General features: G+C 73.3%; 18 protein-coding genes. 7 read left to right on the top strand and 11 right to left on the bottom strand.

Translation table 11 applies throughout. The annotated features are described in order from the left end of the window. Nucleotides 1-10 precede the first annotated feature (10 nt). The 4 genes from ACFYUZ_RS13090 to ACFYUZ_RS13075 form a co-directional block, all read right to left on the bottom strand. A complete protein-coding gene (locus ACFYUZ_RS13090) occupies nt 11-2,302 on the bottom strand; it encodes a protein kinase (protein WP_389308366.1) in 2,292 nt (763 codons plus the stop codon). 29 nt (nt 2,303-2,331) lie between these two features. Then, nucleotides 2,332-4,839 (bottom strand): PQQ-binding-like beta-propeller repeat protein, encoded by a 2,508-nt coding sequence (locus tag ACFYUZ_RS13085; protein ID WP_389308364.1) that lies wholly within the window; start codon nt 4,837-4,839, stop codon nt 2,332-2,334. 108 nt (nt 4,840-4,947) lie between these two features. Next, the gene (gene greA, locus ACFYUZ_RS13080) at nt 4,948-5,445 is read right to left on the bottom strand and encodes a transcription elongation factor GreA (protein WP_352023790.1); all 498 of its coding nucleotides are present in this window, start codon (nt 5,443-5,445) and stop codon (nt 4,948-4,950) included. Between the two features lie 190 nt (nt 5,446-5,635). Then, the gene (locus ACFYUZ_RS13075; protein WP_389308361.1) at nt 5,636-6,037 is read right to left on the bottom strand and encodes a DUF4307 domain-containing protein; all 402 of its coding nucleotides are present in this window, start codon (nt 6,035-6,037) and stop codon (nt 5,636-5,638) included. Between the two features lie 98 nt (nt 6,038-6,135). Between ACFYUZ_RS13075 and mca the strand changes: the two genes are divergently transcribed. The 3 genes from mca to ACFYUZ_RS13060 all read left to right on the top strand — a co-directional run bounded on the left by mca (nt 6,136) and on the right by ACFYUZ_RS13060 (nt 9,427). Further along, nucleotides 6,136-7,017, top strand: coding sequence for a mycothiol conjugate amidase Mca (mca, locus tag ACFYUZ_RS13070; protein WP_389308360.1), 882 nt, complete (start codon nt 6,136-6,138; stop codon nt 7,015-7,017). Then, nucleotides 7,010-7,255: a hypothetical protein gene (locus ACFYUZ_RS13065; protein WP_389308358.1), complete on the top strand. Its 246-nt coding sequence runs from the start codon at nt 7,010-7,012 to the stop codon at nt 7,253-7,255. Before mca ends, ACFYUZ_RS13065 begins: the two co-directional genes overlap by 8 nt. Before the next feature lie 150 nt (nt 7,256-7,405). Further along, a complete protein-coding gene (locus ACFYUZ_RS13060) occupies nt 7,406-9,427 on the top strand; it encodes a thioredoxin domain-containing protein (protein WP_389308357.1) in 2,022 nt (673 codons plus the stop codon). A 122-nt stretch (nt 9,428-9,549) separates the two neighbouring features. On the opposite strand, the gene ACFYUZ_RS13055 is transcribed toward ACFYUZ_RS13060, so the two are convergent. Both ACFYUZ_RS13055 and ACFYUZ_RS13050 read right to left on the bottom strand, forming a co-directional pair. Then, the gene (locus ACFYUZ_RS13055; protein WP_389308355.1) at nt 9,550-9,957 is read right to left on the bottom strand and encodes a rodlin; all 408 of its coding nucleotides are present in this window, start codon (nt 9,955-9,957) and stop codon (nt 9,550-9,552) included. A gap of 94 nt (nt 9,958-10,051) precedes the next feature. Continuing rightward, entirely contained in the window at nt 10,052-11,092 is a 1,041-nt protein-coding gene (locus tag ACFYUZ_RS13050; RefSeq protein ID WP_389308353.1) for an LCP family protein, read from the bottom strand. Nucleotides 11,093-11,267: 175 nt separating this feature from the next. On the opposite strand from ACFYUZ_RS13050, the gene ACFYUZ_RS13045 reads away from it, so the two are divergent. Further along, entirely contained in the window at nt 11,268-11,417 is a 150-nt protein-coding gene (locus tag ACFYUZ_RS13045) for a hypothetical protein (protein WP_389308351.1), read from the top strand. A gap of 64 nt (nt 11,418-11,481) precedes the next feature. Here ACFYUZ_RS13045 and ACFYUZ_RS13040 read toward each other — a convergent pair whose 3' ends face one another. After that, nucleotides 11,482-11,892 (bottom strand): rodlin, encoded by a 411-nt coding sequence (locus ACFYUZ_RS13040; protein ID WP_389308349.1) that lies wholly within the window; start codon nt 11,890-11,892, stop codon nt 11,482-11,484. 219 nt (nt 11,893-12,111) lie between these two features. On the opposite strand from ACFYUZ_RS13040, the gene ACFYUZ_RS13035 reads away from it, so the two are divergent. Beyond that, nucleotides 12,112-12,525: a rodlin gene (locus ACFYUZ_RS13035; protein ID WP_389308347.1), complete on the top strand. Its 414-nt coding sequence runs from the start codon at nt 12,112-12,114 to the stop codon at nt 12,523-12,525. 176 nt (nt 12,526-12,701) lie between these two features. Next, nucleotides 12,702-12,935: a chaplin gene (locus tag ACFYUZ_RS13030; RefSeq protein ID WP_389308345.1), complete on the top strand. Its 234-nt coding sequence runs from the start codon at nt 12,702-12,704 to the stop codon at nt 12,933-12,935. 66 nt (nt 12,936-13,001) lie between these two features. Here the strand turns inward: ACFYUZ_RS13030 and ACFYUZ_RS13025 are convergent, their stop codons facing one another. Together ACFYUZ_RS13025 and ACFYUZ_RS13020 are read right to left on the bottom strand one after the other, a co-directional pair. Beyond that, nucleotides 13,002-14,252, bottom strand: coding sequence for a SidA/IucD/PvdA family monooxygenase (locus tag ACFYUZ_RS13025; protein WP_389308564.1), 1,251 nt, complete (start codon nt 14,250-14,252; stop codon nt 13,002-13,004). 26 nt (nt 14,253-14,278) lie between these two features. Beyond that, on the bottom strand, nt 14,279-15,589 hold the full coding sequence (locus ACFYUZ_RS13020; RefSeq protein ID WP_389308343.1) for an ATP-grasp domain-containing protein: 1,311 nt from the start codon (nt 15,587-15,589) through the stop codon (nt 14,279-14,281). A 156-nt stretch (nt 15,590-15,745) separates the two neighbouring features. Between ACFYUZ_RS13020 and ACFYUZ_RS13015 the strand changes: the two genes are divergently transcribed. Next, a complete protein-coding gene (locus ACFYUZ_RS13015) occupies nt 15,746-17,164 on the top strand; it encodes a glycoside hydrolase family 26 protein (RefSeq protein ID WP_389308342.1) in 1,419 nt (472 codons plus the stop codon). Between the two features lie 30 nt (nt 17,165-17,194). Here ACFYUZ_RS13015 and ACFYUZ_RS13010 read toward each other — a convergent pair whose 3' ends face one another. Together ACFYUZ_RS13010 and ACFYUZ_RS13005 are read right to left on the bottom strand one after the other, a co-directional pair. Continuing rightward, on the bottom strand, nt 17,195-18,340 hold the full coding sequence (locus tag ACFYUZ_RS13010; RefSeq protein WP_389308340.1) for a GNAT family N-acetyltransferase: 1,146 nt from the start codon (nt 18,338-18,340) through the stop codon (nt 17,195-17,197). After that, on the bottom strand, nt 18,337-19,014 hold the full coding sequence (locus ACFYUZ_RS13005) for a lipopolysaccharide biosynthesis protein (protein ID WP_389308338.1): 678 nt from the start codon (nt 19,012-19,014) through the stop codon (nt 18,337-18,339). Before ACFYUZ_RS13005 ends, ACFYUZ_RS13010 begins: the two co-directional genes overlap by 4 nt. Nucleotides 19,015-19,016 lie beyond the last annotated feature (2 nt).

Raw genomic sequence — 19,016 nt, 5'->3', positions numbered from 1 at the left:
ACCGGGGGCCTCAGGGCAGGTAGCCGGAGACGACGAGGCCGTCGGGGAACGGAAGGAACACCGCTCCTCCGGCGGCCAGGGGCTCACCGGCGCTCGTCGGGGTCGGAAAGTCGTCGGGGAGGTTGGGCCGGTAGTCCTCGAAGTCGTTCGCGGAAGCGGGGCCCGCCGCCGGATACGACTTCACCGACGCCGAGTCCACCGCCAGCACCCGGTCCCCCACGAGGTAGACCCGCTCGCCCGACGGGACCCGCCACCGCTCCCGGCCGCTGCCCAGGTCGTACGCGGCCAGCGTCCCGGCGCCGTCGACCACGGTGACGAGCCCGTCCGCGCGCACCGCCGGCCTGTCGGTCACCCCGTGTGCCAGGGTGCGGCGCGCCTTCAGCGTCCGGGCGTCCAGGACGATCACGTCCCCGTCCTCGCGGCCCGAGCAGAGCGCGCTCCCGCTCTTCGCGTGGACGGTGAAGGCGCCGCAGCCCTCCCGGCTCTGGGCCACCACTCCACCGGACCGGACGTCGAGCGCCACCGACCGGTCCGTGCCGAGCGGCACGAGCACCGTTCCCGCCCCCGCCACGAGCTGTTCAGGCACTCCGTCGAGCCGAGTGCGCCACAGCCGGGTGCGGTCCCTGAGCCGTACGGCGCTCACGAGCCCCTTGCCGTCCTCCCGCGCGCTGAAGTAGGCGGAGTACAGCACTCCGTCCACCAGGTCGGTGCTCTTCACCTCCCAGCCGCCGTCAGGGACCGGTACGACCCCCCGCTCCGCGCCGTCCGCGAGGCCGTACGCGTGGATCCCGTCCGCGTCCGTCAGGTACACGGCGTCGTCGACCACCGCCGGGTACAGGGGGCCGACCGGCGAGGTCTCGCGCCGCCCCGGCACCGTCCACAGCCGCTTGCCGTCCGAGGCGCGCAGCCCGACGGCGGAGCCCCCGGCACCCGCGCAGACCAGGACCTTCGGCGAGAGCGCGCACGCGCCGGTGCCCGGCTCGACCTTCGCCGTCCAGGGCGACCAGCCCGCCGGGCGGTACGCACGGTCCGTACCCGTCCGACCGAAGTCGTTGGTACGACCCCGGCCGCCGTACGGCAGGACGACCTGGCTCAGCGTCGCCGGAGCCGCAGCGCCGGTGCCCGTGCTCGGAGCCCCGGTGGCCGTGCTCGGAGCCCCGGTGGCCGGCCCGCCCGACGGGCCGGCCCGCCCGTCCGTACGGTTCACCAGCACCACGCCCACCGTCGCGAGCACGGCCACGGCCACCGCGCCCGCCACCACCACGCCCCAAGGGCGCCGCCGCGTCACGCCCGCCACCGGAGCCGAGGGCGGCCGGACGGTCAGGGCGGTGGGGGAGTACGGCACCACGGGCGCGAGCGTCGGCAGATCGGCCACGCCCGCGCCGGAGGCCGCCGCCTCGCCGACGCTCCGGGCCGCCTCCCCGTACTCGGCGAGCAGCGACAGCACCGCGCCGGGCCACGGGAAGACGTCGGGGGCCCCGCCGCCGAGCAGCCCGGCCAGCTCCGCCGCCGACGGCCGCCCGGCCGGGTCCGGCCGCAGACAGCGCTCCAGGACCGGCCGCAGCTCCTCCGGAACCCCGTCGAGGTCGGCCTCGGCCCGGCTGATCCGGTAGATCACGGCGGCCATCTCGTCGTCGTGGAACGGCCCCCGGCCGCTCGCCGCGAACGCGAGCACCGCGCCCAGGCAGAACACGTCCGAGGCGGGCACCACCGCCCGGCTCCCCACCAGGTGCTCCGGCGACATGAAGCCGGGGGAACCCACCACCAGGCCGGTCGAGGTCAGTGCCGTCGCCTCGAAGGCCTGCGCGATGCCGAAGTCGATCAGCTTCGGCCCGGCCGCGGCGAGCAGCACGTTCGCCGGCTTGAGGTCCCGGTGCAGCACCTGCACCGCGTGCACGCCCGCCAGCGCCCTCGCGAGCGCCGCCCCGAGCGCCCGGACGGTCCCGGCGGGCAGCGCCCCGGACCGTACGACCGCCTCCGCCAGTGAGGGGCCGGGCACGTACTCGGTCGCCAGCCACGGCGAAGGCGCGTCGGCGTCCGCGTCCACGAGCCGGGCGACGCCCGGCCCGTCCACGGTCCGGGCCGCCGCGATCTCCCGCCGGAAGCGGGTCCTGAAGTCGCCGTCGACCTCCAGGTCGTCCCGCACGGTCTTCACCGCGACCATCCGGTGCGGATCGGCCGTCGGCGCGTCCGCACGGCAGGCGAGGTGCACCTCGCCCATGCCGCCGGCGCCGAGCCGGGCGAGCAGCCGGTAGGGACCGAGGATCCGCGGCGGCAGATCGGACGGGAGAGCCTTCAGCACCGAACGGGTCCTCTCGGAGGATCGGGGGGCTACTTGGGGAGCTCGACGGAGGCCACGGCCCCCTTGTCGTAGACGATGTACGCGATTCCGCCGACCGGCAGCACCTCCGGGGCCCGGACCTGCCTGCTGACGAAGGTGCCGTAGAGGGGGTCCCTCGCCTCCTCCGGAACGCGTGGCCCCGGCGCGCCCGGCACCGGTGTCACCTTCAGCCCGGCAGGCTTCCCGTCGGCACCGAGCCGCACGGTGTGGAGCGCGGAGAAGTCGGCGTACACGACCTGGTCGCCGGCGAGCAGAGGCGAGGACCACTCCTGGGCGAGACCCGAGGGCGCGGCCTTCGCCGGGTAGGAGGCCAGGGTCTCGCCGGTGCGCGGATCGAGGATCTTCAGGCCCTTGTCGAAGGCGACGACGGCGTTCGGCCCGACGGCGGCGGCCGCGACCGGAGCGAGCGGTGCGGGCACCGAGGCCTTCACGGCGAGCGTGCGGGCGTCGAGCGCGTGGAGCTCCGGCTGCGAGTCGCGTCGGTTCCCGGAGCCCGAGCAGTACCCGGAGTCGCCGAGGACCTTGATCTCATGGCACTCCCCGGCCTCCGGGGCGGCCTCGCCGAGCAGGGTGCCCGTCTTTCCGTCGTACGCCACGAGACCGCCCTGGCTGAGGGCGTAGACGATGCCCTTCGCGTACGCCACCGGCTCGTACGCGCGCCGCTCGGCGTTCGAGATCTCCGAGTTCGTGAGCGCCTTGGTCCACAGCTGCTTGCCGTCGGCGAGGGAGAAGGCCGTCAGGGCCACCTGCTCCGAGCTGACGTCCTCCGTCACCTCGGTCGCGGCGAAGACGATTCCGTCGCCCACCAGCGGCCTGGTGGCCCAGATGTACTGCGGGCCCAGGGCGGACTTCTCCCAGCGCACGGCGCCCGTCCGTGCGTCCCGAGCCTGGAGCCTCCGGCCGGTGACGAGCACGACGCTCCCGTCGTGGACGGTGGGCCGGGTGCTGTCCCGGGCCACGAAGAACACGACGCGGTCACTCATGTACGAATCCGTCGGGGACTCCGAGTCGACCTTCGCCCCCCACAGTTTCCTCCCGCTCGCCGGGTCCAGTGCCTCGTACCGCCCGTCCGTCGTCCGGCACACGAGGACCTTCTCGCCGGCCGAGCAGCCGAAGGCCGGCGCGCTCAGCTTCGTGTGCCAGGGCTTCCAGCCGGCCGGGCGCTGGGCCGCGTTCTGCGGGACGACGCCCGAGGCGTCGGCGGTGCCGCGGTCGTCGACGCCCGCGATCCGGGGCCCGGCGGGCGGGGCGGCCTTCGCGGGCGGCTGCTCCGTGCCCTCCGGCCACAGCAGGTACGCGCCGACGCCCCCGGCCACCACGGCGAGCGCGAGGACGGCGGCGACCGCGCGCCTCCGCCGCTTCCGGGGCGCCTCGGAGGCGGGCACGGTCGGTGCGGACACGGGCGCGAGCGTCGGCACGGAGTGCAGACCCGGGACCGCCGGGGTGACGACGGGCCCGGACGGCGCCTCCAGGAGCGGCCCGCCGGAGGCGACGAGCTGGGCGAGCTCCCTGCCGTACTCGCCGATGTGCTCCCGTACGCCTTCCGGCCACGGGAAGACCTTCCCGGCCGTGCCGCAGAGCATCCCGGCGAGCGCCTCCGGCGTGGGCCGCGCGGCCGGGTCCACGGCCAGGCAGGCGGCGATCGTCCCGCGCAGCTCCTCCGGGACGCGGGTCAGGTCGGCCTCGGCCCGGGAGACGCGGTACAGGACGGCCGCGAGGGGCCCGTCGCCGAAGGGGTCCTCGCCGGTCGCCGCGTGGCAGAGCAGCGAGCCGAGGCAGAAGACGTCGGACGCGGCCGTGACCCGGCGGGCGCCGGCCACGTGCTCGGGGGACATGAAGGAGGGCGTGCCGACCATCAGACCGGTCGCGGTCATGGTGGTCGCGGTGCTGCTGCGGGCGATGCCGAAGTCGATGAGGCGGGGGCCCTCCACGGAGAGCATGACGTTCCCCGGCTTGAGGTCCCGGTGCAGGACCCCGGCCCGGTGCAGGTCGGCGAGGGCCCGGGCGACGTCCGTGCCGAGCGCCCGCACGGTGGCGACGGGCAGCGCGCCGCCGCGCCGCACGGCCTGCGCGAGGCTGGGGCCGGGGACGTACACGGTGGCCAGCCAGGGCACCTCGGCGTCGGGGTCGCCGCCGACGGGCGCGGCGGCGTACGCGCTGTCGACGAGCGCGGCGACCCTGATCTCGCGCCGGAACCGGTCCCGGAAGGCCGGGTCCCCGGCGACGTCCCGCCGCACGGTCTTCACGGCGACGAAGGAGCCGCTCGCGATCCCGCCCGGTCCGCTCGCGATCCCGCCCGGTCCGGCCCCGGCCCCGGCTCCGAGCCCGCTGCCCGAACCGCCCCCGGCACCCGTGGACCCGCCCGTGGGCCCGCCCTCCGGCCCCTCCCCGGCGTCCCGGGCGAGGAACACCTCGCCCATCCCGCCGGCGCCGAGCCGGGCGAGCACCTCGTACGGTCCGATCCGGCGCGGTGCGCCCTCGCGCAGCGGTCCCAGCACCTCGTCCTCCCCCTGGTGACGCGACGTCAGGTCCGCATCATTGCATGTACACGCAAGACGAAGGGCCGGCCCCCGACGGGGGCCGGCCCTTCGCTCAAGGACTGCGGATCAGCCGGTGTACGGCTTCGCGCTGAGGATCTTCACCGTGGCCTTCTTGCCGTTCGGCAGCTCGTACTCCGCGTCGTCGCCGGCCTTCTTGCCGTTGACGCCGACGCCGAGCGGCGACTGCGGGGAGTAGGTCTCGATGTCACCGCTCGCGTACTCGCGGGAGGCGAGCAGGAAGGTCATCGTGTCGTCCTCGTCGCCGTCGAAGGCGATCGTCACGACCATGCCGGGCTCGACGACGCCGTCGTCCGCCGGGGCCTCGCCGACCTTGGCGTGCTGGAGCAGCTGGGTGAGCTGGCGGACCCGGAGCTCCTGCTTGCCCTGCTCCTCCTTGGCCGCGTGGTACCCGCCGTTCTCGCGCAGGTCCCCCTCTTCGCGCGCCGCGGCGATCTTGGCGGCGATCTCGGTACGCGCGGGACCAGACAGGTACTCAAGCTCGTCCTTGAGCTTGTTGTACGCCTCCTGGGTGAGCCAGGTGACGTTGTCGCTGGTCTGGGTCACAGGTGCTCCTCGTAGGTACTGGGAATACAAAGCATCGCCCTACACGGAAAAGCGGTGCTGTCCCGGGTGGGCGAAACCACGAGCCTAACAATGAGTGGCGAAAAGCGGGAGGACATAAACCACGGGAATGGCGTCTCCCCAGGTCACCGCGGTGACTCGCCGGGACTCGTCACCCCGTCCCTACCCACCGCTACCGCGCCGTACACCCGATGAGCTCGGCGCTCGTCGCGCGGGCGGTCGTGCGGAGCGAGAAGACGCGGTCGATCCGGCTCGCGGCGTCGTCGATCCGGACGTCCTTGCGGGCCACCTCGGCCCCGTCCTCGGAGCGCGAGCGCAGCGTGCAGACGCCCTTGACGCCCTCGTCCTTGCGGATCTCCAGGTGCACCTGGACCTCGTCGGCGCTCACCACGTCGAACTTGATCATCTCGGCGCTGATCTTGTTGTCGACGACGTAGTGCCAGCCGAACCAGCCCATCATGCCGAGGAAGAGGACCCCGAGCACCGCGCCGGTGATCTTGAGCTTGCGGTCGGCCCGCTCATCCGCGGAGCGCCCGTAGCGCCCCTCGGGCAGCTGCTCTCGCACCGCGCTCATGGATGATCCTCTCGAAGCCGGGGGTGGCGGAATTTTCACTCCCCCGATTCCGTCACTATAGAGACCACCCTCCGCGTCGAATCACTGAGGATCGAGTCTTGACTGAGCAGCTGCGACTGATGGCCGTTCACGCCCACCCCGACGACGAGTCGAGCAAGGGTGCGGCCACGATGGCCAAGTACGTGTCCGAGGGGGTGGACGTCCTGGTGGTGACGTGCACGGGCGGCGAGCGCGGCTCGGTCCTGAACCCCAAGCTTCAGGGCGACCCCTACATCGAGGAGAACATCCACGAGGTGCGCCGCAAGGAGATGGACGAGGCCCGCGAGATCCTCGGCGTCTCCCAGGAATGGCTCGGATTCGTCGACTCCGGCCTCCCCGAGGGCGACCCGCTGCCCCCGCTGCCCGAGGGCTGCTTCGCCCTGGAGGACGTCGACACGGCGGCCGGGGCGCTGGTCCGCAAGATCCGCTCCTTCCGTCCCCAGGTCGTCACGACCTACGACGAGAACGGCGGGTACCCGCACCCCGACCACATCATGACCCACAAGATCACGATGGTGGCCTTCGAGGGCGCGGCCGACGCCGAGAAGTACCCGGAGGCCGAGTTCGGCCCGGTCTGGCAGCCCCTGAAGCTCTACTACAACCAGGGCTTCAACCGCCCCCGCACCGAGGCCCTGCACAAGGCCCTCCTGGAGCGCGGCCTGGAGTCGCCGTACGGGGACTGGCTGAAGCGCTGGGACGAGTTCGGGGGCAAGGAGCGCAACCTCACCACGCACGTCCCCTGCGCGGACTTCTTCGAGACCCGCGACAAGGCCCTGATCGCCCACCGCACCCAGATCGACCCCGACGGCGGGTGGTTCCGGGTCCCGATGGAGATCCAGAAGGAGGTCTGGCCGACGGAGGAGTACGAGCTCAGCAAGGCGCTGGTCCCGACCTCCCTCCCCGAGGAAGATCTCTTCGCGGGCATCCGCGACAATGCCTGACATGAGCGCACACCCGGCACTGACCCAGCTTGTCCCCTTCGCCGCCGAGGAGCTGGACAAGAACAAGGTGACCCCCGGCGTCCTCGGCTTCGTCGTCTTCGCGGTCCTGGCCCTCGCGGTCTGGCTGCTGATGAAGTCGATGAACCGCCACATGGGCAAGATCTCCTTCGAGGAGACCCCGGACCCGGCGACGGCCGGGAACACCCCGAAGAAGCCGGCCGCCACCCAGGGCAAGTGACCACCCGCCCCCCGGGCCCGTACCGCGGAGGTACGGCCCGGGGGGCGGCCCCGCCCCGGGGGACGACGCCGCGCCGGGCCGGTCCCCCGCGTGCGCGCGTCGGCGCGAGGGAGCGGGAAAAGGAGGAGACCGCTGCGGCAGGATGGGCCCATGCCGAACCGACTGGCCCATGAGACCTCCCCGTACCTCCTGCAGCACGCCGACAACCCGGTCGACTGGTGGCCGTGGTCGGCCGAGGCCTTCGAGGAGGCCCGGCGCCGCGACGTCCCCGTGCTGCTCAGCGTCGGGTACTCCAGCTGTCACTGGTGCCACGTCATGGCGCACGAATCCTTCGAGGACGACGCCACCGCCGCCCTGGTCAACGAGAACTTCGTCGCCGTGAAGGTCGACCGCGAGGAGCGTCCCGACGTCGACGCCGTCTACATGGAGGCCGTGCAGGCGGCGACCGGTCAGGGCGGCTGGCCGATGACCGTCTTCCTCACCCCGGACGCCGCCCCCTTCTACTTCGGTACGTACTTCCCGCCCGAGCCCCGCCACGGCATGCCGTCCTTCCCGGAGGTCCTCGAAGGCGTCCGCGCCGCCTGGGCCGACCGCCGCGGCGAGGTCGACGAGGTCGCGGACCGCATCGTGAAGGACCTGGCGGGCCGCTCCCTCGCGTACGGCGGCGACGGCGTCCCCGGCGAGGAGGAGCTGGCGGGGGCCCTGCTCGCCCTCACCCGGGAGTACGACGCGACCCGCGGCGGCTTCGGCGGCGCCCCCAAGTTCCCGCCGTCGATGGTCCTGGAGTTCCTGCTCCGCCACCACGCCCGCACGGGCTCCGAGGGCGCCCTCCAGATGGCCGCCGACACCTGCGAGGCGATGGCCCGCGGCGGCATCTACGACCAGCTCGGCGGGGGCTTCGCCCGCTACGCCGTGGACCGCGCCTGGGTGGTCCCGCACTTCGAGAAGATGCTCTACGACAACGCCCTGCTCTGCCGGGCGTACGCGCACCTGTGGAAGGCCACGGGCAGCGACCTGGCCCGCCGGGTCGCCCTGGAGACCGCCGACTTCATGGTCCGTGAGCTGCGCACCCCGGAGGGCGGCTTCGCCTCCGCGCTCGACGCCGACAGCGACGACGGCAGGGGCAGGCACGTCGAGGGCGCCTTCTACGTGTGGACCCCGGCGCAGCTCACCGAGGTCCTGGGCGCCGAGGACGCCGCCCTCGCCGCCGCCCACTACGGCGTCACCGAGGACGGCACCTTCGAGCACGGCAGCTCCGTCCTCCAGCTCCCGCGGGAGGCGGGCCCGGCGGACGCCGCCCGGATCGCCTCCATCGAGGCCCGGCTCCTCGCCGCCCGCGAGGAGCGCCCGCGCCCAGGCCGCGACGACAAGGTCGTCGCGGCCTGGAACGGCCTGGCGATCGCCGCCCTGGCCGAGACCGGCGCCCTCTTCGACCGCCCCGACCTGGTCGAGCGCGCCACCGAGGCCGCCGACCTCCTCGTCCGGGTCCACATGGACGAGGCCGCCCGGCTCACCCGGACGTCCAAGGACGGCCGGGCCGGGACGAACGCGGGGGTCCTGGAGGACTACGCCGACGTCGCCGAGGGGTTCCTCGCCCTCGCCGCCGTCACCGGCGAGGGCACCTGGCTGGAGTTCGCCGGCTTCCTCCTGGACATCGTCCTCGACCGCTTCACCGCCGAGGGCGGCGCGCTGTACGACACGGCCCACGACGCCGAGGCCCTCATCCGGCGCCCCCAGGACCCCACCGACAACGCCGCCCCGTCGGGCTGGACCGCCGCCGCCGGAGCGCTCCTCTCCTACGCCGCGCACACCGGCTCCGAGGCCCACCGCGCCGCCGCCGTGGGCGCCCTCGGCGTGGTCAAGGCCCTCGGCCCGCGCGCGCCCCGCTTCATCGGCTGGGGCCTGGCCGTCGCCGAGGCCCTCCTCGACGGGCCCCGCGAGGTCGCCGTCGTCGGCGACCCCGCCGACCCGGCCTTCCGGGAGTTGCGGCGCACCGCGCTCCTGGCCACCACGCCCGGCGCGGTCCTCGCCACCGGGGCCCCCGGCGGCGAGGAGTTCCCGCTCCTGGCGGACCGGCCCCTGGTGGGCGGAGCGGCCGCCGCGTACGTCTGCCGCCACTTCACCTGCGACGCCCCCGTCACCGACCCGGGCGAGCTGCGGGCGAAGCTCTGACCCGACGGCCCCGACGGCCTTCACGGCCCCGACGGCCCCGACGGCCCCGGCCGGAACGGGGACGGCCCCGCCGCCCCTCCTCGGAGGGGCGGCGGGGCCGCGCCGTGTCCAGGCGTCGAGGCTCAGCTGTTGCCGGCGCCGTTGCCCGACAGGATCGGGATGTCCTCCAGGATGTGCGACAGCGGCTCGTCGCCCTTGGCCTGGGTGGAGTTCTCGGTGCACTGCTGGTTCTGCGGGGACGACAGGACGTTGACGTCCTGGACGGCGATCGGGATCAGGCCGATGAGCGAACCGGCGTTGACCTTGGCCGGCAGGCCAACGCAGGGCTTGTTCAGGGAGCCCTGGACGAGCGCGAACTGCGGGCTCATGTTGCCGTAGGTGGCGGAGTTGCCGAACTCCTGGTGCGCGCCGTTGCCCGACAGCGAGGTGGTGCCGCCGTCGTCGGCGATCGCGAGTGCCTGCCCGGCGCCCGCCGCCGTCGCGCCGAGGACGGACGCGGCCACAGCGGCCGTCGCCAAGAGCTTCTTCATTGTTCAGGCCTTTCGGGTATCGGCCCGCTGAGTGGCGAGCCGCGCTGATCAACTGGTCGGCGGCCCGGAGGTTCCGGGAAGTCCACCGGACGGACTACGGGCAGATGAGCGAAGATCCCTCGGCCGGCCGGTACGCGGCCGCCGGGATCTGGCTCGGCGTGACGGCCCCGGCGGCGGGCAGCGGCCGGTCCTCGGCCAGCCGTCCGAAGACCTCCGCGGCCCCCTCCTCGTCCCAGGCGAGCGTGGACCCGACGCCCTCGATGTCCGGGTTGAAGCCCCGTACGGGTACGGTCGCGAACTCCATGCGCTCCGGCGGCAGCTCCCGCAGGTGCGCGGCGAGCGTCAGCAGCTCCGCCGCGGAGATCCCCCGTTCGGCCGCCGCCGTCCCGCGCAGGGTCGCCGCGAAGTCCTTCAGCCGCTCGGGGTCGTCGAGGATGCCGTCGCGGAGCCGGTGCAGGGTGTTCACGACGAACTGCTGCTGCTTGCGGATGCGGCCGAAGTCCATCTGCCCGTCGGCCTTCCGGGACCGCACGTACTGGAGCGCCTCGCCGCCCGCGACCCGCTTGGTCCCGGGCTGGAGGTCGATGCCGGTGGACGGGTCCTTGAGCGGCTGTGCCGTGCAGACCGGGACGCCGCCGTCGACGCGGTCCACGGTGTCCATGAAGCGCCGGAAGTCGATCTCCAGGTAGCGGTGGACGGGCAGCCCGGTCATCGACTCGACGGTCTCCACGGCGAACGCGGGCCCGCCCTCCGCCCAGGCGTTGTTGATCTTCGCCTGGTGGGCGTCGTGCGTCCTCCCGGTGCGCCGGTCGCGGTGCCCCGCGGGGAAGGAGGTGAGGGAGTCGCGCGGCAGGCTCACGACCTCGACCCGGTCGTTCGCCGCCGAGACGTGCACGAGCATCATCACGTCCGTGCAGCCGCACTCCTTTCCGCCGAGGTGGAAACGTTCCTTCTCCTCCTCGGTGACGTTCTTGCGGCTGTCGATGCCGACGACGAGCAGGTTCAGCCCCTTCTCGGGGGCCGGAAGGCCGGTGGGGGCGAGGGCGAGGGCACCCGGGGCGAGGGCGGAGAGGGTGGCGAGAGCCGCCGCGGCGAGCAACGGACGCCGGGACAGCCGTGGACGCGGGAATTTCATGCCCGCACCGTAATTTCGACCCGCTCGCACACAGGTACGCGACGCGACATGAACAGGACGAATCACTCTCCTGCGGCGCCTGTGTAATGATGCGGGAATCGCAGCGGAAGGAGCGAAAATGGCGCCGGGCCCCGGAAAATGGGAACGGATGGCCTTCATTCCGAAGAGCCGATATGTGAGCGATCCGTCTCCGGCGGACAGCGATCCGTTCCCCGTCTATTCCGAGCTGGTCACGCAGTGGGTGCAGGCGGGACGGGCGGTGCCGGGGATGCCCGACCGGGAGTGGGAGCGTCTGATGGCGGCGCCGGTCTGGCCGACCTGGTAGACGAAAGGGGCCGCCCCGGAGGGCGGCCCCTGACGCGTGAACGTCGCCGTGCTCGGACGGTACGTCAGCTGTTGCCGATGCCGTTGCCCGACAGGACCGGGATGTCGTCCAGGATGTGCGACAGCGGCTCGTCGCCCTTGGCCTGGGTGGAGTTCTCGGTGCACTGCTGGTTCTGCGGCGAGGACAGGACGTTGATGTCCTGGACGGCGATCGGGATGGCGCCGATGAGCGAACCGGCGTTGACCTTGGCCGGCAGGCCGATGCAGGGCTTGTTCAGGGAGCCCTGGACGAGCGCGAACTGCGGGCTCATGTTGCCGTGGGTGGAGGAGTTGCCGAACTCCTGGTGCGCGCCGTTGCCCGACAGCGAGGTGGTGCCGCCGTCGTTGGCGGTGGCGAGGGCGGGGGAGGCCACGGCGGCGGTGACGCCGACGATGGAGACGGCTGCGGCCGCGGTGGCCATAACCTTCTTGATCACGGGAGTTCCCTTCTAGAACCGGCTCCGTGCAGGGAGCGACCTGATCAACAGGCCTCCGGACGCCGGGGTTCCGCTGTGTCACCCCCTTGGCGGAGCGCGCGCGGCAGCGCGAAACGCGGACACAGTCGAACGAGTGAAGCGCCGGAACCAAAGCCCACGACCGGAGTTGATCCCGTCGCATCAATCAGGTCGATTGGTGGGAACAGGAACGGAATCACCGTGATCAAGAAGATTATGGCGGCTGCGGCTGTGACGGCCTCTGTTGTCGGCGCTTCTGCTGCGGCGGCCTCCCCGGCGCTCGCCATCGCCAACGACGGCGGCACGACCTCGCTCAGCGGCAACGGCGCGCACCAGTCGTTCGGCAACTCGAAGACCACCGGCGACGCGAGCCCCCAGTTCTCGGCCGTCCAGGGCTCGCTGAACAAGCTCTGCCTCGGCGTCCCGGTGAAGGGCAACGTCGGCCCCCTCTTCGGCCTCCTGGTTCCGGTCGCCGTCCAGGACGTCAACGTCCTGTCCTCGCCGCAGAACCAGCAGTGCGCGGAGAACTCCACCCAGGCCAAGGGCGACGAGCCGCTGTCGCACCTCGTCGACGACATCCCGATCCTCTCCGGGAACGGCGCCTACAACAGCTGACCCGTTTCGCGCACGACGGGGTCGGAGGGAACCGGCTCGTTCCCTCCGACCCCGTCCCGTGCGGGCAATGGAGTGAAACAGAAGGTGTCGGTGTTATTCCGGTTTCCTTTGTGCGGCATGTTCGTTGTGTCGTGTGCAGCGGAAATTCATTCCGCCGAGGAAAGGATCCAGACGAAATGAACTGCAAGAAGGTCGCGGCCGTCGTCGCCGGTATCGTCATGGCCATGGGTGTGGCGTCGCCCGCCTTCGCCGACGCGGACGCGACCGGTATCGCCGCCGGTTCGCCGGGCGTCCTCTCCGGGAACGTCGTCCAGGTCCCGATCCACATCCCGATCAACGTCTGCGGCAACAGCGTGAACGTCATCGGCCTGCTGAACCCGGCCGTCGGCAACACCTGCATCAACGCCTGAGTCCCGGCGCCCGCGGGCACGGAGGGCCGGTTCCGGAGAGCGTCCGCTCCCGGGGCCGGCCCTCCGTCATGCCGAGACCGGCGCCCTCCCGCCCGCACGCGGCCGGCCCGGGACGCCGGCGCCCGCCCGCAACCGCTGCCGGACCCCCTTCACCAGCCGCCCCGCCGTGTACTCGGCGCCGAGGACGAAGCGCATCGCCGGCCCGTACGAGGGGGCCGTGAGCAGACCGGCGAGGAAGAGGCCCGGCCAGGAGGACTCGAAGAGGCCGCCGACCTCCGGGGCGCCGCCCGCGCCGACCCTGCGCAGCGCCCCGCGCAGCACGGGGGAGAGGATCCCGGCCCGGTCGAGGTCCGGGGTGAAGCCGGTGGCCGCGATCACGTGGTCCGTCTCCAGGACGGCCGTCCCGTCCGGGCCGGACACGTCGAGCCGGAGCCGCCCGTCCCCGGTCGCCGCCGCCGAGGCGATCCGGTGCCCGAGGCGGACGTCGCCGACCGCCCCGAACCGCTCGCGGAGCCACCAGGCGCCCGCCGGGCCGAGCGCCTGGTCGAAGATCCGCTCCCGGGTGGCGGCCGGCAGCCGCCGGAAGATCCCGGGGGCGTCCGCGTACAGCCTGTTCCGCCAGCCGCAGCCGAGCCCCGTGTGCGGGGCGCGCAGCGAGGGCCACAGGCCGCGGTCGAGGGCCGGCGGCAGGGTGTTCCAGTTCAGCCGGCCGGCCCGGGCGACGATCCGCACGGCGGCGGCGCCCCGCTCGGTGAGGAGCGCGGCGGTCTCCAGGGCCGCCTGGCCGGCTCCGACGACGGTGACGTCCCGGCCGGCGAAGCCGTCGAGTTCGCCGTGGTGGCTGGAGTGGGTGACGTACCGTCGGGGAAGCCCCCGCAGGGGCTCGGGGAGCTCGATGAACGGCAGGACTCCGACGGCGAGCGCCACCGTCCGGGCGCGCAGCGGCTCGCCGTCCTCGGTGCGCAGCGCGAAGCCCCCGGCGACGGGCGCGACCGAGCCGATGAGCCGCTCGTCGAGGACGGGCACGGCCTGCCGGGCGAACCAGTCGCCGTACGCGGCGAAGAAGTCCACGGGGAGGGGCACGCCGTGCTCGGCGCGGACGCCCCTGGCCGCCGCGTAGGCGTCGAGGCCGTAGGTCCCCGCCGGGTCGGAGAGGTGGGAGGCCCAGGGCTCCGACTTCAGGAACATCCCGGAGGGCATGGCGTGCCAGGACTCCATCGAGCGGCCGAAGGTCCTCAGGCGCAGTCCGTGGACGGCGGCGTGGGCGGCCACGGACAGGCCGTAGGGTCCGGCCCCGACCACCACCAGGTCGTACATCGACTTCGACATCGTGCCTTCCGCGTTCATCGGGGGGTGAGCTGCTCGACGGAGGTGCGGGCCGGGGGCGCCGCGGCGGTGACGTCCGGGGGCGTACGGCGGGACGCGAGCGCCCGGCGGAGCGCGGCGAGGGCCTTGCGCAGCAGGTGCGCCAGCCAGGCACCGCCCATCGCGAGCGCGGGCGCCGGATCGTCGGCCGCGAACCAGGCGCACTCGGTCCGGCCCCGGGCCGCGCCGGGCTCGGGGGCGTACCGGCGGCGCGGGGAGGCGAGCAGTGAGAGGGCCGCGTAGTTCTCGACCAGGAAACGGCGGCCGTACACGGGGGAGTGCGGCGGTACGGGGCGGCCGGTGAGGTCCAGGTGCAGCGCCCGGACCACGTCCAGGCCGTCCGGGTCGGTGAAGAGCCGGAACTGGGCGCCGGGCCGGGGGTTGAAGTCGAGCAGGTGGTACGCGCCGGTCGCGCTGTTCAGCCGGAAGTCCAGGTCGCACACGCCCCGGTAGCCCAGGGCGTCGAGGAGGTCGCGGGCCGTCCGCTCGACGGTCGGGTTCACCGTCCAGCGGCCGGAGGCCGTGAGCCCGGCCCCGTCCGGCCAGGAGCGCTCCTTGCGGCCGGTCGCGCCCGGCGAGCAGCGGCCCGTGGAGTCCACGTACCCGTGGAAGAACCAGTCGAGGTCCCGGCCCGCCGGCAGCAGCTCCTGGAGCAGCAGCCGGCTGCCGGCCTCCGGGGTGCGGGCGTACAGCTCCCGCACCTCGGCCGGTGAGCGCACGATCGAGGTGCTCCGCAGCCCGCCCCCGGCCGGGAGCAGCCACGGGCGGCTCCATTTGGCGACGACCGGGAGGCCGAGCGACCACGCCATGGCGGCGGCCTCGTCGGCGTCGTCGGGGAGCTCGGTACGGGGGTGGGGCAGGCCCAGGCCCGCGCAGGTCTCGGCGAGCTCCGCCTTGTCCGCGACCTTCAGCAGCTGCTCCTCGGACTGCTCGGGCAGCAGGAGGCGCGGGACGAGCGCGGAGCGGCGGCGGGCCAGGGCCAGGGCGCTGACGTCGTCCAGCGGCACGGCGAGGACGGGGTGCGACGGGTCGTCGGTGATCTCGTCCGCGAGGCGCGTCAGGAGCTCGGCGAGCCCGGCGGCGGAGTCGGTCCCGGGGCGCACGCGGACCGAGCGGAGATGACGGGAGCGGGCGACCGGACTGGTGCTCGATTCGATGACGGCGTGGACCGGAATTCCCGCCCGTCCCAGCGACCGCGCGGCGCCGAGGGTGCCGTGATGGAAGGGATTCCGGTCGAGCCGTACGAGGACGGCGGGGACGCTGGTGTCGAAACGCTGACGGCGCGGCACGGCATGCCCTTCATCTCGGGTGCCCCAACTGGGCGATGAAATCCTCTAACGGACTACTGATCAAGGGAAGCCGAGCTCACGGTCGGCCCATTAGGAATACTTTCGGAACATCGGATTGACGGATCATCAAATGGCGTACTACGTGAAGGAGTGGCCATGGCATCTGCGTACCGAAGAAGATCGAGAATGTGGCTGGGGGTGTTCACCGCCGGTCTCCTCGCTTCGGGCTCAGCCGTGCTCTCCTCCCCCGCCCACGCCGCCGAATCCGTGACGACGGACCCCGGACCGGTCGCGGCCGGCGCCATGGGCGCCTTCCTCGACTCGGGCAGGCTCGGCGTCACCCGCATCAGAGAGCTCGAACGGTGGCTCGGCGGCCACGAGCTCCGCGTCGGTCACACCTACCTCCCGGGCGACCTCTGGTCGAACATCGAGGGCACCCCCGGCTTCCTGGAGGCCTGGGCCGACTGGCGCAACGAGCGCGTCAACCGCATGTTCGTCCTCAACGTGCCCATGCTGGAGCGCAACGAGGCCCGCCTCTCCGACCGCGAGGTCCGCCGCCAGCTCCAGATCGGCGCCGCCGGGTACTACGACCACCACTTCACGACCCTCGCCGAACGCCTCGTCGAACAGGGCGCCAGGGACACCGTCGTCGTCCTCGGCTGGGAGATGAACGGCACCACCTACAGCCACCGGTGCGCTCCCGATCCCACGGCGTGGAAGAAGTACTGGAACCGGATCGTCACCGCGATGCGTTCCGTACCGGGCCAGAAGTTCCGTTTCGACTTCAATCCGAGCCGTGGCCTCGACGCGATTCCGTGGACCGAGTGCTACCCGGGCGACGACGTCGTCGACATCATCGGCATGGATTCGTACGACCAGCCGTCCGGAAGCAGTTTCGACCGGCACGTCAGCGAACCGTACGGCCTCCAGAAGCAGGTCGATTTCGCCGCCGAGCACGGGAAGCAGATCTCCTATCCCGAATGGGGGCTCTTCCGGAACGGCGACAACCCGGAATACATCCGGCGCATGCTGGAATGGATGAAGCAGCACAAGCCGCTGTACCACACGATCACCGACTACTGCCCGCACGGGGTCTGGCAGTGCGACGACAACCCGCAGTCGTCGCTGGTGTTCCGTCAGATGCTGTACGGCACGGAACCGCAACTCCCGACGGACCCGACGATCCCCGAACCGAAGCCGGAACCGAAGCCGGAGCCGAAGCCTGAGCCGAAGCCCGAGCCGAAGCCCGAGCCGAAGCCTGAGCCCAAGCCGGAACCGAAGCCTGAGCCGAAGCCTGAGCCGAAGCCCGAGCCGAAGCCCGAGCCGAAGCCTGAGCCCAAGCCTGAGCCCAAGCCTGAGCCGAAGCCTGAGCCGAAGCCTGAGCCGAAGCCTGAGCCGAAGCCCGAGCCGAAGCCTGAGCCCAAGCCGGAACCCAAGCCCGACTGTTGGACCGTGGACCTCGGTTCGTGGGTGGAGAGCTGGCTCGGCGGGACCCTCTGCGTCCCGGAGGAGCACTGGAAGGACGAGGTCGACTTCGGCTGGAAGGACAGCCTGAAGGAGGCCTGGCCCTTCTGACGCCCTTCACGGTGGCGGTGGCGGCGGAGCTCATCCGCCGCCACCGCCACCGCGGCCGAGCACCCGCCCCACCCAGGCCCGCTCCCGCGCCTGCCGGGCCGCCCAGCGGCGGGCGTCGGCCGCGCCCGCGCGCAGCCACAGGAGCGGGGCCGTACCGCGCCCGGCGAGCAGCAGACGGCGGTTGCGCACCGGTTCGGGACGCCAGTGCTGCTTGTACGACTCGCTGCCCCGCAGCATGCTGAGCGTGGCCCGCCCGCCCGCGCTGGTCTCGCGCGCCCCGTGCCGGAGCAGCATCGTCGCCACGTCGACCTTGCGGGCGCGCAGCGCCGGATCGGCGCCGTACAGGTAGCCGCCCGCCAGCCGCGGGGACATCAGCGTCAGGTCGGCGGCGACCACGTCCCCGGCGAGCCGGAACTCGGTGACCATCGCGTCGCCGCGCTCGACCATGGGCCGGACGGCGCGGGTGAGGTGCTGGGCGAACCGCTCGCTGGTGTGCTCGGCGGTCACGCCCCGGCCCTGCCACTGGAGCTGGTGCAGCTTCAGGAGCCGGTCGAGGGCGGCGGGGACCTCCTCGCCGGTCACCACGTGCGCGTCGATGCCGAGCGCGTCCAGCTTCCGCAGCTTGGCGCGGACCCGCTGGGCCTTCCCGGACGGGATCCGTTCGAGGAGCCCCTCCATGGGGACGGCGGGCAGCTCCAGGCAGAGCGAGTCGGGCAGCCGGCGGCGCGGGCCGCGCCAGTGCGCGAAGACGCGCTCGCTGGCCGCCCCGGGCCGGACCTCCCGCAGGTCGACGACCGCGCCCCGGGCGGCCCGCGCGAGGGCCCCGGCGAGGGCGGGTGCCGCCTCCGGGCAGGCGTCGTCGAGGAGGACGTCCGTGAAGTCGGTGATGCTGCCGCCGAGCTGGGTGAGGACGGGCAGCGGCCCGCCGGCCCGCATCAGGGGCGCGGCGGCGACGAGTTCGCCGCTCTCCCGCCGTACGAGCACCACCCGCAGCGCACCGGGCCGGCCGTACGAGAGCCACCAGGAGTGCAGCCAGGAGTGGGACTGGAAGGGGGTGGCGGAGGAGCAGCGCCCGTACAGCGCCGTCCACTCGGCCGAAAGCCGCCCGAACTCCTCCTCGTCACGGCAGGTCTCGCTCCGCAGGGCTCCCCGGCCGATCGTGGTTCTCGCGCTCACACCGCCTCCGGCCGGTGCGTGGCGACCGCCGGGGCGGGCACCGCGGCGGACGCGGCCGGGGCGGTCGCCTGCCGGGAGTGCCGGGCCTCGCCGCGCGCGGCGGGACGCCTCGGGCGGACCAGGAGGACCAGGCCGCCGAGGAGTCCGCCCGCGCAGCCGCCGACGAGCGCGGAGAGCGGCGCGGAGGGCGAGACGGGCGAGACGGGCTTGGTCGCGCGGGAGAACTGGACGACCTTCACGCCCGTGCTGCCCGCCACGTGCGAACTGTCGAGGACGAGCGCGCGGGCCACCCCGTCGGCCATCGAGACCGCCTGGGCGGGCTTCGCCGACCGCGCGGTGATCGAGATCATCGGCGCGTCCGGGGAGGTCTCGGCCTGCACGCTCTTCCGCAGGGTGTCGGCGGTGACCCCCGCCCACACCTGGGCGTCGCCGGTCACCGCGATGTCGGTGGCGACCCGCCCGTACGCCTGGGCGAAGCCGACCACCGCCCCCGGGTCGGCCTTCTCGGCCGGCACGACGATGACGTAGCTGGTCGCCGCGTACTCCGGCGCCTTCACGGCTCCGTAGCCGCCGCCGAGGACCGCCCCGGCGAGGACGGCGGCGGGCAGCACCGCCCAGCGGCCGGGGGACCGCAGGCCGGCGGGGAGGAGGGCACGGGGTGGGGTGGTGTTCATCG

It is taken from the genome of Streptomyces sp. NPDC004266, from assembly GCF_042874095.1.
In the GTDB taxonomy this organism is placed as follows: domain Bacteria; phylum Actinomycetota; class Actinomycetes; order Streptomycetales; family Streptomycetaceae; genus Streptomyces.
Note: the sequence above shows the minus strand (reverse complement) of the source record. Positions and strands in the feature narration are given on the sequence as shown.